This window comes from Mycolicibacterium sp. MU0050, assembly GCF_963378085.1.
In the GTDB taxonomy this organism is placed as follows: domain Bacteria; phylum Actinomycetota; class Actinomycetes; order Mycobacteriales; family Mycobacteriaceae; genus Mycobacterium; species Mycobacterium wendilense.
Window position 1 is genome coordinate 4,314,735 of the sequence record NZ_OY726395.1, and the last position, 14,335, is coordinate 4,329,069.

Annotated in this window: 10 protein-coding genes and 4 pseudogenes; 12 read left to right on the forward strand and 2 right to left on the reverse strand. The window is 66.4% G+C overall.

All coding sequences use genetic code 11. The features are described 5' to 3' along the window. Window positions 1-25 precede the first annotated feature (25 nt). The 4 pseudogenes from R2K23_RS20635 to istB all read left to right on the forward strand — a co-directional run. Window positions 26-1,072 (forward strand): annotated as a pseudogene (locus R2K23_RS20635) (IS21/IS408/IS1162 family transposase); the annotation flags it as partial. A gap of 129 nt (window positions 1,073-1,201) precedes the next feature. Then, window positions 1,202-2,433, forward strand: a pseudogene (locus R2K23_RS20640) (IS256 family transposase). A gap of 62 nt (window positions 2,434-2,495) precedes the next feature. Continuing rightward, window positions 2,496-2,819: pseudogene (locus R2K23_RS20645) on the forward strand (IS21 family transposase); the annotation flags it as partial. Then, window positions 2,816-3,671: pseudogene (istB, locus tag R2K23_RS20650) on the forward strand (IS21-like element helper ATPase IstB). The pseudogenes R2K23_RS20645 and istB, both read left to right, overlap by 4 nt. 168 nt (window positions 3,672-3,839) lie before the next feature. On the opposite strand, the gene R2K23_RS20655 reads toward istB, so the two are convergent. Further along, window positions 3,840-4,499, reverse strand: a complete 660-nt coding sequence (locus R2K23_RS20655; protein ID WP_316512212.1) for a L,D-transpeptidase family protein — start codon at window positions 4,497-4,499, stop codon at window positions 3,840-3,842. 793 nt (window positions 4,500-5,292) lie between these two features. On the opposite strand from R2K23_RS20655, the gene R2K23_RS20660 reads away from it, so the two are divergent. The 5 genes from R2K23_RS20660 to R2K23_RS20680 all read left to right on the forward strand — a co-directional run bounded on the left by R2K23_RS20660 (window position 5,293) and on the right by R2K23_RS20680 (window position 11,246). Then, on the forward strand, window positions 5,293-5,838 hold the full coding sequence (locus R2K23_RS20660; RefSeq protein WP_316512214.1) for a hypothetical protein: 546 nt from the start codon (window positions 5,293-5,295) through the stop codon (window positions 5,836-5,838). Between the two features lie 318 nt (window positions 5,839-6,156). Next, a complete protein-coding gene (locus R2K23_RS20665) occupies window positions 6,157-6,609 on the forward strand; it encodes a hypothetical protein (protein WP_316512215.1) in 453 nt (150 codons plus the stop codon). Between the two features lie 924 nt (window positions 6,610-7,533). Next, window positions 7,534-8,805 (forward strand): DUF5631 domain-containing protein, encoded by a 1,272-nt coding sequence (locus tag R2K23_RS20670; protein ID WP_316512217.1) that lies wholly within the window; start codon window positions 7,534-7,536, stop codon window positions 8,803-8,805. Next, a complete protein-coding gene (locus R2K23_RS20675) occupies window positions 8,802-9,737 on the forward strand; it encodes a hypothetical protein (protein WP_316512219.1) in 936 nt (311 codons plus the stop codon). The genes R2K23_RS20670 and R2K23_RS20675 overlap by 4 nt, the downstream gene beginning before the upstream one ends. Before the next feature lie 24 nt (window positions 9,738-9,761). Further along, entirely contained in the window at window positions 9,762-11,246 is a 1,485-nt protein-coding gene (locus tag R2K23_RS20680; protein WP_316512220.1) for a bifunctional phosphatase PAP2/diacylglycerol kinase family protein, read from the forward strand. Here R2K23_RS20680 and R2K23_RS20685 read toward each other — a convergent pair. After that, window positions 11,200-11,844, reverse strand: coding sequence for a phosphatase PAP2 family protein (locus R2K23_RS20685; protein WP_316512222.1), 645 nt, complete (start codon window positions 11,842-11,844; stop codon window positions 11,200-11,202). The two genes, R2K23_RS20680 and R2K23_RS20685, sit on opposite strands and share 47 nt — an antisense overlap. 81 nt (window positions 11,845-11,925) lie before the next feature. Here R2K23_RS20685 and R2K23_RS20690 point away from each other — a divergent pair, with 81 nt between their 5' ends. The 3 genes from R2K23_RS20690 (at window position 11,926) to R2K23_RS20700 (ending at window position 14,329) form a co-directional block, all read left to right on the forward strand. Further along, window positions 11,926-12,900, forward strand: a complete 975-nt coding sequence (locus tag R2K23_RS20690) for a hypothetical protein (RefSeq protein WP_316512224.1) — start codon at window positions 11,926-11,928, stop codon at window positions 12,898-12,900. Window positions 12,901-13,000: 100 nt separating this feature from the next. Further along, a complete protein-coding gene (locus tag R2K23_RS20695) occupies window positions 13,001-13,408 on the forward strand; it encodes a RidA family protein (protein WP_316512225.1) in 408 nt (135 codons plus the stop codon). A 42-nt stretch (window positions 13,409-13,450) separates the two neighbouring features. Beyond that, a complete protein-coding gene (locus R2K23_RS20700; protein ID WP_316512227.1) occupies window positions 13,451-14,329 on the forward strand; it encodes an amidohydrolase family protein in 879 nt (292 codons plus the stop codon). Window positions 14,330-14,335: the final 6 nt, after the last annotated feature.

Genomic DNA, 14,335 nt, shown 5'->3' on the forward strand with positions numbered 1-14,335 from the left:
CCAGTCGAAGGAGGCCCGCTTTCTCATGCTCACATGGGAGGACGACATGGAAGTACACGCCCTACGCAAACGTGGTTGGTCGATCTCTGCGATCGCCCGTCACACCGGCTTCGACCGCAAAACGGTCCGCAAGTGTCTGGCCGGCGACGCCGAGCCCGGAGTGCGGGCCAGGCCGGGGCCGGACGCATTCGACCCGTTCATCGACTACGTCACCGCCCGGTTGGTCGAGGACCCGCACTTGTGGGCCCGCACCCTCTACGACGAACTCGAAGACCTGGGCTTCGGGCTGTCGTATCAGAGCCTGACCCGCAACATCCGCACCCGAGGGTTGCGGCCGGACTGCCAAGCGTGTCGCACCGCCACCGACCGGCCCAACGCCATCATTGCGCACCCGCCGGGTGAGGAAACCCAGTGGGACTGGCTGGAATTGCCCGGTCCACCCGATTCGTGGGGATGGGGCAAGAAGGCGTTCCTGTTGGTCGGCTCGCTGGCACATTCCGGGAAGTGGCGCGCAGTGCTCTCACCGTCGATGGATCAACCTCACCTGGTCGCCGCCATCGACACGATCTGCCGCGGCCTGGGTGGACTGAGCAGGGTGTGGCGGTTCGACCGGATGGCCACCGTCTGCGATCCCGGCTCAGGCCGAGTCACCGCATCGTTTGCCGGGGTCGCCAAACATTACGGGGTCGCGGTGGCGATCTGCCCGCCGCGGCGCGGTAACCGCAAAGGCGTGGTGGAGAAGGTCAATCACACTGCCGCGCAACGCTGGTGGCGGACCCTGGCTGACGAGGTGACCGTTGAACAGGCCCAAGCCAGTGTGGATCGTTTCGCCCGCGTGCGCGGTGACACCCGCATCCGTGCCACCGCTGACGGGCGATCCTCGGTCGCCGTAGTCGCCAAGGCCGAGCCGCTGACGCCGGTGCCGGCGACGCCGTATCCGGTGATCGTGTCGCAGTCCCGGACCGCCTCGCGCCAAGCGTTGGTGTCCTACCGAGGCAACCGGTACTCGGTGCCACCGGAGCTGGCTGCCGCGCAGGTGACGATCAGCCACCCAATCGGCGGCCAGGGTTGCGTCCAGCAGAGTGGTGTACGAGTCCGGTCCTGATCAGCGGTACCGGCGTGTCGTAGCCGACTGATTGAAGGTCATCGCGTGATTCTTCGAGAGACCGACCAAAGTCACTCGAGCAAAGGAACCAACGCGATGACCACCGCCCACAATATCGACCTGCCCAGCGTGCTCGCCGAACGACTCACCACCACCCACCCCGACGTGCTGCGCGAACTGCTCGCCACGTTCATCCACACCCTGATGGGAGCGGAAGCCGACGCCCTGTGCGGCGCCGGCTACGGGGAACGCAGCACCGAGCGCACCAACTCCCGCAACGGTTACCGTCACCGCCCATTCGATACCCGCGCAGGCACATTGGACTTGGCAATCCCCAAGCTGCGCCAGGGGTCGTATTTCCCGGACTGGCTGCTGGAGCGCCGTAAACGCGCTGAGCGGGCGTTGACCACAGTGGTGGCCACCTGCTACCTGCTCGGGGTGTCGACGCGTCGGATGGACAAGCTCGTCGAAACCCTCGGCATCACCAGCCTGTCGAAGTCGCAGGTCAGCGTGATGGCCAAGGAACTCGACGCCGCCGTCGAAGCGTTCCGCACCCGGCCACTGGACGCCGGGCCGTACACCTTCGTCGCGGCCGATGCGCTGGTGCTCAAGGTCCGCGAGCAGGGCCGTGTCGTGAATGTGCACGCCCTGATCGCCACCGGGGTCAACGCCGAGGGATACCGCGAGATCCTGGGCATCGATGTGTCCACGGCCGAGGCGCGGGCTGGTTGACGTTCTGGCGGTCGCTGACCGCGCGTGGGTTGTCCGGGGTCAAGCTAGTCACCTCCGACGCGCATGCCGGGCTGGTGGCCGCGATCGGTGCCACGCTGCCCGGAGCGGCCTGGCAGCGCTGCAGAACGCATTACACGACCAACCTGATGAGCATCACCCCGAAGGCGTCATGGCCGTGGGTACGAACCCTGTTGCATTCAGTGTTCGACCAACCAGACACTGAATCCGTTGAAGCGCAATATGATCGGATCATCGATGCCTTGGCCGACAAGCTACCCAAGGTGGCCGATCACCTCGAAGCGGCCCGGCCGGACCTGTTGGCGTTCACCGCGTTCCCCAAGCAGATCTGGCGCCAAATCTGGAGCAACAATCCCCAAGAAAGGCTCAATAAAGAGATCCGCCGCCGCACCGACGTCGTCGGCATCTTCCCCGACCGCAACGCTCTAATCCGCCTCGTCGGCGCCGTGCTGGCCGAACAACACGACGAATGGGCTGAATCCCGGCGGTACCTCGGCCTCGACGTCCTCAGCAAATCACGCGCCGTCAACGACACCCCGACCGAACAGGAGGCCAACCCCGCGGCACTGACCGCCTGAACCATCACCTCGAAGAATCACACGACGACGTCCTACACCACGTCCCTGGACTTGACCGCGGCCAGTTCTGCGACATCGCCACCACCAGTGGGATCGTGATCGCCCGGCACCGCATGGCTGCAGACGGGCTCGGTGTGATGGTCTGCGACAGCGGCCACATCATCGCCCTGGACACCGCGGCGATGGCCACCGCTAACACCGGACGACCACACCGCCGCAAGGAACGCATCCCACCCGGCCCGGCCGCCAAAACCGCTGCCGCGCAACTCCTTGCACTCCGCGACAACACCGCCAATTCAGCCGAATCAACCACGCCATCAACCGATTCCACTGTCATCGACCTGTCCGCCTACGAGCGGGCCGCCCAGAAAAGGACCCTGCAATGACCCCCACCCCACGCACACCTAAAACCACCACCGGCACCACCACCGAGACACCGGCGGCCGCGGCGAGCCGCTATCAGCAGCTACGGTCACACCTGGCCGAGCTCAAACTCGCCGCTGCCGCCGAGGCCCTGCCGTCAATACTCGACCAGGCCGCCGCCGAAGGCCTGTCACTCACAGTGGCCCTGGAGCGGCTGCTGGCCGTGGAAGTCGATGCCAGCACCGCCCGCCGCCTCGCAGGAAGGTTACGGTTCGCCAGCCTGCCCACCCCCGCTACCCTCGCCGATTTCGATGTCGACGCCGCCGCCGGCATCGACCGCGCACTGATCGACGAACTGGGCACCTGCCGCTATCTTCGAATCGGCCACCAACGTTCTACTGATCGGCCCGCCGGGGACAGGAAAGACGCACCTCTCGGTTGGATTGGCAAGGGCTGCAGCACATGCTGGATATCGGACCTACTTCACCACCGCCGCCGACCTGGCCGCACGCTGCCACCGCGCCGCCATCGAGGGACGCTGGGCCACCACCATGCGGTTCTACGCCGGCCCGACACTGCTGGTGATCGATGAACTGGGCTACCTGCCACTACCCGCCGAGGCCGCCTCGGCGTTGTTTCAAGTCGTATCCCAACGCTATTTGAAGACCAGCATCGTGATCACCACCAACCGCGGGGTCGGCGCCTGGGGCGAAGTGCTCGGTGACACCACCGTCGCCGCCGCCATGCTCGACCGCCTCCTACACCGGTCAGTGGTCATCAACCTCGACGGCGAGTCCTACCGGCTACGCGACCACCACGCCGCCGCCGAAAACCTCCGTCGAGCCGCAACAGGAACCCGTCAACCCCTACACTGACCGGTGCTCACAGGTGAGGAATTTCGGCGAGCACACCCGGGGACGTTCGATGAGCGCGATCATCGACAGCTGACGCCGCAATCGTCTGCTCATACGTCGGCACACTGACCACCCGATTCCCAGCCTCCGCGGCACATGTTGCTCCCAGGTGGCCCACGAAGTTGAGCCCTACTGCTTGGTGACGGCGATGACCGCGCCCGGACGCAACCACCGCATGATCTGCACCAAGGTGCCGTCGTCGATACCCACGCAGCCGGCGGTCGGGCCGCCATCGGTGGTGTGAACGAAGAACGCGCCACCCTTGCCCGGAATCCGCTCCTTGTTCACCCCCATCACCACGGCGTGCTTGTACTGCGGAATGTGGAGGTTCTCGGTGCCGCTGCTCAGATTCGTGTTGAACGCGCACTGATCCTTCTTGCAGACCTGCATCGTGTTGTACGTGGGGCTCTTCATGTCCCCGTCCCACCAATGATCGGGTGTCACCTGGACGTACTGCAGACCGCCGCCGGGATTCGGATCGGTGCCGAAGGCGAAGTCGAGGCTGTAGACACCCATCGGGGTCATCATCGATCCGTCGAAGTGATCCTTCGACATTCCCTTCGAGCCGATCTTGGCGGGGATACCCGCCCTGACCGGCTGCCAGCCGGCCGAAGTGCGCTGCCAGACATCCATCTTCGCGTCCGATCCACCCACCCCTGTCACCGCCAACACCTGCGTGGCATTGCCTACGCTGTTGCTGAACCAGGGCAGGTAATCCGCGCTGCTGGTTGGCGCGACGGACAGCGCCAGACAGGCGGCCGCGAACAGCACACTCAACAGTCGGCGCACACGGCCCATCGTTGCGGAGCCACATCACCGTTGCGAAACGGATTAGCGTCCGATGGGTACCGGGCGGCGTTGGGATCGGCCATGCGCCGTTGCTGTTTGCGGCTCGGTCGGTCAACCCCCCGCAGTCGAGCGTTACTGAATAGCCAACGTGCGAATCGTCGTTACGATCGCGGAATGTCAAAACCGCCAAAAGGAGGCATGTCCCCCGGCTAAGCGCCTTGGCCTCCGCAGGGACCACCACCTACGAAACGGCCGTGGCTACTACCGGTGATCTTGACTGCGACCCTCGCCACAGTTACCACTGGCGTGGCAATCGCGTTGCCGCGTAGTCAACAGGCTCGTGCTGCTGTCCACAGGCATCAACGGTGACGGACACCTCGAAGCCCTGAGCATGCAGTGGGTCACCAGAGAGCAGCGAGTGCCTCAGATCTGAGGCGGCCTCGGAGAGGGCCTCGCCAAGGATGTCGGTCGACACTGTGGTGCGCGGACATCGTGATGCTCCTCCGAGAACCCTGTGGAAGGTTGACTCGAAGGTTCACGCGGCGGCCACGTCACAACCCTCACCGACACAATGGCGAACTCAGCAATCACGCTACACCACTGTGCGGGACTCGAAATCGCAACCGCGGATGGTGAACTGTGCTATAGCGTTAACACCAATAGCGGCACCGATACGAAAGCATCTGCCCTCGGCCGTAGGGACCACGCGTCATAAGACGCTGACCATGCCGACTGACATTCCGCGACTTCGAACCGTTCACTGCGCCAGCCAGCGCAGCGTTACGATCACCGGATGTCAAATCCCCCGCACGGAGCCATGCCGCCGACCACACCACATTGGCAACCCCAAACCCCACGGCAAAGGAAGGGGTATTCCTACCTTGCCTTGGCACTGACCGCGAGTGTTGCGCTCATTGCGTCAGTCGTAGCGGCCGCTGCCTGGTTTCGTGTGACGGCTGAGTCCGACGCGAATGACCCGACGCCACAGTTCAGTGAGCAAGAAATCGCCGATGCGAAGCAGGAAATGTGTCAGGCGTGGAACAAAACCTACCGAGCAATACGGTCCACCGGCGAAAAGTCCGATACCGACCCAAACCACGCTTATCTCGTCGCGGTCAACACGAGACTTGCGTTTCATGCGTCTGCAGACTACTTAATCGATACGCTCAGAGAGCAACCAGCAGTACCCAGCAGCATGGCGGCCGATGTGAAGAAACTTGCGTCAGCCTACTACGACACCGCTATTTCCCAGCTCGGTAATGCGCCTCAGTCCGAGTTTAAGAACTCTAATGAAGAAATGGATGAGGCAGATGCACAGCTTTACGCTGCATGCCGCTAGCTAACGGCGACCCACATTCGCCGTGCCATTGCCTGACAGCATCGACCGACGACGACTGCAACTCTGTGACCGCATCCACGGCCCGTGTTCTCGCTGTGGGCAAGAACACTTCGGCAAATCTGGGTTCAAGGCCGTGGGTCAGACGTGGACGACTGCGGTTTCACTCGCCCCGAGACCTGTATCCAAACAGTGAATAGCCTCCGCCGTGATCGGCGATACCATCACTGAGTGTCATACACACCCCACGGAGGCATGCCACCTGCTCCCGCACCCTGGCAACCGCAGGGAACCTCAGCCTCACGCCCTTCGCGTGCGCCTGTGATCCTCTCTACCGCTATTGCTCTCCTGGCAGTCGCCCTTGCCATAGCGGCGTGGTTGCGCCCGCCGCAAGAGCCAGAAGCTCAACCCGACACACCTCAGTTCAGCGAACAGGAAATAGCAACAGCAGAGCAGGCGATGTGCGAGGCATGGAACCATAGCCTCACCGCGATACTTCATGTCGGAGGAAAGAACAGCCCCGACTCCACCCTGACGTATGTATTGGGAGTCGAAACACAGGTCGTGTTCGACGCTGCCGCTGATTACCTACAGTCGTCGCTACGCGAGAATCCAGCGACACCCGAAGAGTTAGCCGATGCATTCAAGCGACTTATCTCTTCCTACTACGAAGCGGTGTTGGCTCACTTAGCCAACGCATCAGAAGATGATATTGAGCCTATAAAAAAGTCCGTGGATGCCGCCGAAGAAGTAGTCAGGCGGGCGTGTGGATGATTCCCAGCCAGTCACTCAGCCCGTGGGCCCAAATCGTGATCGGGCCGCACTTACCGAACGAGTCTTCGGTTACCTCCGCCGCTAATTCAGCACGCAACAGAGCCGGAATCGAGGTGGCATACCAGGATTACGAAAATCAACTTCATACGACACGGACAAGCACGCTTTCATCGTTGCGTGGCATGACCGCCGACGCCACCCGCACCGCGGTGCACCAATCCGAGAAAAACGCCGGGGATGTTGCCGGCCGAAACAGCGTCAAAAAGTCGTCCTACGCCACCGCTACGGAATCGCTCCGAGGACTACGATCAGAACTTCTACAGATCGGCGCAGACGCCGATCAGGAAATCAAAACTATCCTCCAGTCGAAGAAACCAGCGCCGCAGATCATCGCTGAGGTCGTCGCCGCAATCGAGAAACATTCAACTTACGCCACACACAAGGCCACCACTCGGGGATCCAGTGTGTTAGAAGCAATCCAGGAAGTACTCACAGCGCAAGGAGATAACCGGTCGCCAGAGGAGTTCGCGGCCGCGAACGGGATCAACCTCAAGAAACCCGAACCGGTCGACCAAGACAGTCTCCGTGCCCTCGTCGAAAGTACCGTTAAGAATTCCGCGGCCTCGGGACCGCCCTTCTCCCCGCCGTCGGACCGAACTGCAGACGGAATAGCCGGTGCCGGCCCCGCTACTTCTGCAAAAAGCGCGCCAAGTGCAGCTCAGCCTGGCGGTCTAACTCCAGAGTCATCTATTCCGCACGGCCCCCCTTTGGACGCCGGATACACCCCTCCCTCAGAGAACGTCCTACCTGGGAGTTCGCCTCTCCCCCCGCAACCCCCGCCCCCGCCCTAAACACCCCCGCCCCCTCCCTCCCCGACGCCGGAGTCCCTCGACCGGAGCCGCCGGCGGCGGGGTCGCGTCTGCGGTGAACGCCCCCGCGTTCTCGGCCCCCTCTGCCCCCTCGACCCCGTTGGGTCCGCAGCAGCTGGCGGACAGCTTCACCCGGGGCATGGATGTGGGCGCGCCGATGTCGCAGGGCACCGGGGCGCTGACCCAGAACGTCATGGACACCGCCTTCCGGCCGCCGGCGGCCACCCCGGACTTCGCCGCGCCCACCGGCGGCGGAAACTTCTCCCCGGGGACCACCCCCAGCTCCGGGTTCGCCATGGCCGAGGCCGCCCCGCACGCCGGCGGCTCCACCGGATACGCCGCGCACAGCACCATGGCCCCGGCCCCCACCATGTACGCCGCGCCCATCGCCCCGATGGCCACCATGGCCCCGGCCGCCCCCGTCATGTCCGGCGGCCCGCTCCCGGCCTACGGCGCCGACCTGCGCCCCGCCGCCATGGCCGCCCCTGTCGCGTCCTCGGCTCCCCTGCCGCCGGCCGCCGCCCCGGCGTCGGCCCCGACGTCCGCGGCCAGCGCCAACGCGCTGCACCAACAAGGACCCGTCGTCCGTCAGGCACCCACCCCGGCGGCCACCAGCTCCGTCCCCATGGGTCTGACCGAAACCGCCACCGCCGCAGCCACTTCCGGCGCCGTCACCGGCGCCCTCTCGGCCGAGGCCGCCACCCGGACCCGCCTGCAGAACCTCCTCGAGGCCGTCGCCCGCCAGGAACCCAAGCTGCGCTGGGCCGTCGGCGAACGCGACGACGGCACCACCGTCCTGGTCACCGACCTCGCTGGCGGGTGGATCCCACCGCACGTCGAAATCCCCACCGGGCTGACGCTTCTCGAGCCCGCAGCGCGCCGCAACGGCCTCGAAGCACTGCTCGCCGGCGCGGCCATCATCGAGACCTGGTCTCCCGGCCAGTTCATCCCCGACCCCAAGGACGTGCCGCCGGCCCCGATGTCCCTGCGCGCCCGCGACCTGCCGGAAGTCGACGACATCAACTGGGAGCTCACCCAGGCCACCAACTGGCGCGACGGCCTACCCCGCCTGGCCCACACCCTGGCCAAGGCCGGGGTCGCCGGCACCGGCATCCTCGATACCGAGGCCGACCTGCTGCACCAACACCTCACCGCCACCGCCGAATCCGTGCTCCGCGCCTACCCCGAGGCAGACCCGAACGCCGTCGGCAACTGGCAGTTGCTCGCCGCCATCGACGCGTTGATCGCGCAGCGGCCCACGACCTTGAACTATCACTTCGCCTGGTTCTTGGCGCTGCACATGGCGACGGGAGGGGACCGCCGATGAGCGAAAATGAAATCCATTACAACAGCGACGACTACGCGGCGGTGTATGGCGTCCCGCCGCCCCCGGGCATCCCCTCCGACATGATCGGCCCGGCGATGGTCTGGACCGAGCAGCTGCTGGTAACCCTGCAGACCGCCGCCAACGCCGACGATCCGGCGGACATCGCCGCCGGCCAGGCCGGCTACGCCGAACGCCAAAGGCTGGCGCAAAACGCGCTGACGGGCTTCCCCGAAAACGAGGTCCAGGGCCAAGCTCAATTCCAAGAGGTCAACAAGATGGCCGAGCAGATCCCGCAGATGGCCAGCGGCATCGCCGGTGGCATCGCCGGGGCGTTGGGTGGCGCGCTCAAGCCGCTGACCGAGATCCCCCAACAGCTCGCCCAGTCGATGCAGGGCCTGATGCAGCAGGGCATGGGCGCGTTGCAGGACAGCGAGGGCCTCGGCGCCGAAGCCTTCGAGGCGTCGGCGTTGGGTGACGAATTCGGCGGCGGCGCAGGTGATCTCGAGGCCGGCGGCGGAGGCGGTGGCGGCGGTGGCGGCTACGGCGGCACCGTCCCGATGTCCACGCTGGGGCCGGCGGCCACTCCGTCGGGCGCCACGGCACCCACCTCCGGACGGGCGGCGATGATGTCCGTCGCACCGGCGGTCCCCGCGTCGATGCCCGGCCACATGGGCGGCATGGGCGGCTACCCGATGATGCCGCCGGGTGCCATGGCCCGCGGCGGCGGCGACGCCAAGGACGACAAGACCGCCACCAAGAAGGTCACCGTGCCGTCGGTCAAGAACGGGGCACCGGTCCAGGGCCGCGTGTCGGCCCCGCCGACCGCCCCGACCGTGTCCAAGCAGGTCGAAGGCAAGACCGTCGCCACCCGGCGCATCGTGGTCCCCAACGAGAAGAAAACCGCCAAAACCGACGACGACCCCAGCCGCTGAGCAAACACCATTAGCCTGGGTCAGATGAACCTGCCCTGGCAACGCGCGCGCGGACTTCAACGGATCACCCAGGGGATGGGGACCCTGGACCGCGAGGTGTTCGACGCCATCGCCAACTCGCCCACACCCCTGCTGGACACCGTGATGCCACCGCTGACCCGGGCGGCCGACCACTCCAAGCTGTGGCTGGCCATCGCCGCGGCGCTGGTCGCCTCAGGTCGGCCCAACGCCCAGCGCGCGGCCACGCGCGGCGTCGTCACGCTGGCGGTCACCAGCCTGGTCACCAACCAGGTGGCCAAACGGGTCTGGAGACGCGACCGGCCCAGCCGGACGTCGGTGCCGCTGCCCCGGCAGATCAAGCGCTTCCCCACGTCGAACTCGCTGCCGTCGGGGCACTCCGCGAGCGCGGCGGCTTTCGCGGTGGCGGTCGGCCTGGAGAACCCGCCCATCGGCTTCGGCCTGGCGCTGCTCGGCGGGCTGGTGGGCCTGTCCCGGGTCGCCACCGGCGCCCATTACCCCGGCGACGTGCTGGCCGGATTCGGGCTGGGCGCGGCCATCGCCGTCGTCGGCGGCAAACTCGTCCCGCCCATCGTGGAGACGCAACTGCCCAGCACCGAACCACTGGTCGTGGACACCCCGCCGCGGCCCGACGGCGCCGGGGTGGTCCTCGTGGTCAACCCCGCCTCCGGCAGCGGCACCGGCGCCGAAGTCATCGAGGAGGTCCGCGAGGCGCTGCCGCGCGCGGAGATCGTCGAACTCGACGCCGACGACGACCCCGTCGAGGTGCTGAAGTCCGCGGCCGAACGCGCCGAGGTGCTCGCCGTGGGCGGCGGCGACGGCACCGTCTCCACCGCCGCCGCCATCGCCGTGGAAGCCAAGCTGCCGCTGGCGGTGTTCCCGGCCGGCACCTTCAACCATTTCGCCAAGGACATCGGCTGCCCCACCGTCGCCGACACGGTGCAGGCCATCCGCAACGGCACGGTGGCCTGCGTGGACCTGGTGTGCCTCAACGAGGAACACATGGTGATCAACACCGCCAGCATCGGCGCCTACCCCCTGTTCGTCCAGACCCGCGAGAAGCTGGAACGGCGCCTGGGCAAGAAGGTCGCCGGGGCCTACGCCATGCTGCACACGCTGCGCCACGGCGAGCCCGTACAGATCAGCTACGACAACAAGACCCTGCAGACGTCATTGTTCTTCCTGGGCAATTCGGTGTATCTGCCAACGGGATTCGCCCCGTCACGACGCACCCGGATGGACGACGGCCTGATCGACGTGCGCATCCTGGAGACCGGCCGGCGCTTCGCACGAACCCGCATCCTGACCGCGCTGGCGCTCGGGCGGCTGGAACGTAGCCCGCTCTACCACGAGATCCAGGCCCCGGAGTTCAGCTTTCGCAGCGACGAACCCACCCCCGTCGCCCGGGACGGGGAAGTCGGCGACGAGATCGACCACGCGTCGTTCACGTCGCTGTATCGAGTGTTGCCGGTCTTCCGCCCCCTACCGTGAGCAGCGGCCGACACGCCAGGAAGTACAGGTAACCCAGCGCCCAGCCGGCCAGCACGTCGGAGGGGTGGTGGACGTTGAGGACCACCCGGCCCCACCCGATGGCGACGACGATCACCGCCCCGGCCACCATCAGCGGCCGCCGCCAGCGTGGGGCCACCATCGGCAGCAACACCGTCAGCAGCGCCAGGACACTCACCAAGACGCCGAGGGCGTGCCCGGACGGGAACGACGTCGACCACGCCTCCACCATCGCGGTCTCCGGGCGCGGGCGATCCGCGAGGTACTTGGCCACCTCGATGACCACGCCGTTGAGTTCGACGCTGACGAACAAGAACAGCGCCGCGGCGCGGTCGCCGCGCACCAGTAGCCAGATGATGGGGATCAGGGTCAGCAACCGGAAGACGGCGGGCCCGAGGAGGATGCAGAACGCGTCCCACAGCGCCACCCAGGCCGGATGCGCGACACCGAAGTCGCGCATCGGGTCCAGGAACCACCCGTCGAACGTCGTCAGCCACGACCATTCCAGCGCGAAGCCGACCCACAGCACCACGTACAGCACAGCGGCCGCCACAGCCGTCACTGCGGTCCGACGAGTCACTCCTCACTCGTACCACAACACTCGCGCGGCCCCACCTCGCGTCGCCGCTTACGATGCCTGTGACCTCTGGGAAGGATGGCAATGACGGCACCGAAGTTTGTCCGGTATCTGAGCAGCGCGGCGGTCGCCGCCGGCGTCGGTGTGGCGGTCGCGGTGGGCGGTGCGCCGCTCGCGCACGCCGACGGCACCGACACCGCCTCGGACAGCAAGTCCGAGAGCACCTCGACCGAATCCACGAGCTCGAAGACGGAGCCGTCGACGCGCCTTGGCAAGGCGGCCGCGAGGCTGGAGCAGCGGGTCACCAAGGTGGCGCAGAATGCCCGTGAGGCCCGTGCGGAGCGGGCCGAGCGGGTCGCCCAGTTCGACCCGGCCGAGGCGGTCAAGGACCTGCAGAAGCGATTCGACAAGGCCGCGAAGGCCAAGGGTATCGACGAGGATGCTGTCGAGGACGACGTCGTCCCTGCGGACATCGGCGCCGCCCCCGAGACCACGCCCGAACGCCTGAGGCTGGCTTCGCGGGCCGCCGCGGCCGCGCAAACGCTGAACCCCCAGGAGTCCCCGACGGCGGCCATCACCCCGGACGCCGCCACCTCCGCGAGCACCGGCGACGACACCGACGACCTGTTTTCGAATCCGTTCCGCCCCAACGACCCCGAGCCCACCCCGGCCGGGATGTTCGGCCCGTTCCTCGACATCCGCAGCGCCATGCTGGACGTCAGCCCGGACTCCATCGACCCGTTTGTGCGCGAGGGCTTCGAGGCCGGTTACCGGGTGAGTCAGATGGTGCCGTGGGTGAACCTGCCCATCCCGCTGCTGCACATCGCCGCGGCCGCCGCCGACCCGGAGCAGAGCGTCGCGCAGGTGGGAATCAACCAACTGCTGCTGACGTTGCCGCCTATCGGGATCGTCTACTACGGCTACGACCAGGCGGCCGACCTGGCCAATGTGGAGGTCGCCGCGGCCGCGCTGAAGGAGACCTTCTACAGCACGGTCTGGGACACACTCGACCCACTGGAGATCCTGCACGAGCGCGGTCAGGCCGGCCTGCCCTCCTAGAAGGGCGGCGGCTCCCCGACAGTCGTCGTAGCCGCCTGTACCGACTCGAGCTTTCTGACAGGACCACTAGGTTGGGGTGGATACCGCAGAAAGGGTGCCAATGCCCAAAGTCGTCTCGCTCATCCGCTCCTCGGCGCTGTCCGACGTCGCCGAGTACGCCTACGCGGCCACCGCGCCGGACGACGCACGCCTGATCTTCTTGGCGGGCGCCTGCCCGCTGAACGCCGACGGCTCCACCGCCAATGTCGGCGACTACGCCGGCCAGGCCGCAAAGTGCGTAGAAACGCTGACAGCGGCACTCGGGGCCCTGGGCGCCACCCTGCAGGACGTCATCAGCACCCGAGTGCTGGTGGCCTCGTCCCGACAGGCCGACTTGGTCTCCGCCTGGGAGGTCGTCCGGGACGCCTTCGGCGAGCACGACGTTCCCAGCACGCTGTTCGGCGTCACGGTCCTCGGCTACGACGATCAACTCGTGGAGATCGAAGCCATCGCCGCGGTTCAGGACTGAGTCTGCGCCCTCCAATTCGACCGCAAACCAGGATATTTCGCCATGGATGACATAGCCTCGGTCCGGCAGATCTGGCAACAGTTGGAGCTGCCGGGCATCGTCGACGTCCACACACATTTCATGCCGAAATCGGTGATGGACAAGGTGTGGCGGTACTTCGACTCGGCCGGACCGCTGACCGGGCGCGAATGGCCCATCCGCTACCGCACCGCCGAAGAGGAGCGCGTACATACGCTGCGCCGCTTCGGTGTTCGCGCGTTCAGCTCGCTGGTGTACGCGCACAAGCCGGACATGGCCGAATGGCTCAACGGCTGGGCCCACCAATTCGCGCTGCAGACCCCGGACTGCCTGAGCACCGCGACGTTCTACCCCGAAGCCGGTGCCCCGGCCTACGTCGAGCGGGCAATCACCCAGGGCGCCAAGCTGTTCAAGTCACACATCCAGGTCGGCGGGTACAGCCCGAACGACCCACTGCTCGACGGGGTGTGGGCAATCCTGCAGGACAGCGCGACGCCGGTGGTCATCCACTGCGGTTCGGGGCCGGCCCCCGGCGAGTTCACCGGACCCGAACCGATTCGGGAGCTGCTGCGCCGCTTCCCGCGGCTGGTTCTCGTCATCGCGCACATGGGGATGCCCGAGTACGTCGAGTTCCTCGACATCTGCGCGGCGCACCCGCAGGTCCGGTTGGACACCACCATGGCCTTCACCGGGTTCGCCGAGGAGATGATGCCGTTTCCCGTCGACCACCTGCACCGACTGCACGATCTGGGCGAACGCATTCTGTTCGGCAGCGACTTTCCGAACATCCCGTACAGCTACGCCGACGCGATGCGCGCACTGGTCAAACTCGGTGTCGGCGACGATGACTGGCTGCGCGACGTGTTCTACCGCAACGGGGCCCGGCTGTTCGGCCTGTCCTGAGACACC

Bases quoted from the DNA above. Each gene is read 5' to 3' on its own strand.
- R2K23_RS20660 (WP_316512214.1), top strand. From the start codon at position 5,293: ATGTCAAATCCCCCGCACGGAGCCATGCCGCCGACCACACCACATTGG.
- R2K23_RS20690 (WP_316512224.1), top strand. From the start codon at position 11,926: ATGACGGCACCGAAGTTTGTCCGGTATCTGAGCAGCGCGGCGGTCGCC.
- R2K23_RS20675 (WP_316512219.1), top strand. From the start codon at position 8,802: ATGAGCGAAAATGAAATCCATTACAACAGCGACGACTACGCGGCGGTG.
- R2K23_RS20700 (WP_316512227.1), top strand. From the start codon at position 13,451: ATGGATGACATAGCCTCGGTCCGGCAGATCTGGCAACAGTTGGAGCTG.
- R2K23_RS20695 (WP_316512225.1), top strand. From the start codon at position 13,001: ATGCCCAAAGTCGTCTCGCTCATCCGCTCCTCGGCGCTGTCCGACGTC.
- R2K23_RS20680 (WP_316512220.1), top strand. From the start codon at position 9,762: ATGAACCTGCCCTGGCAACGCGCGCGCGGACTTCAACGGATCACCCAG.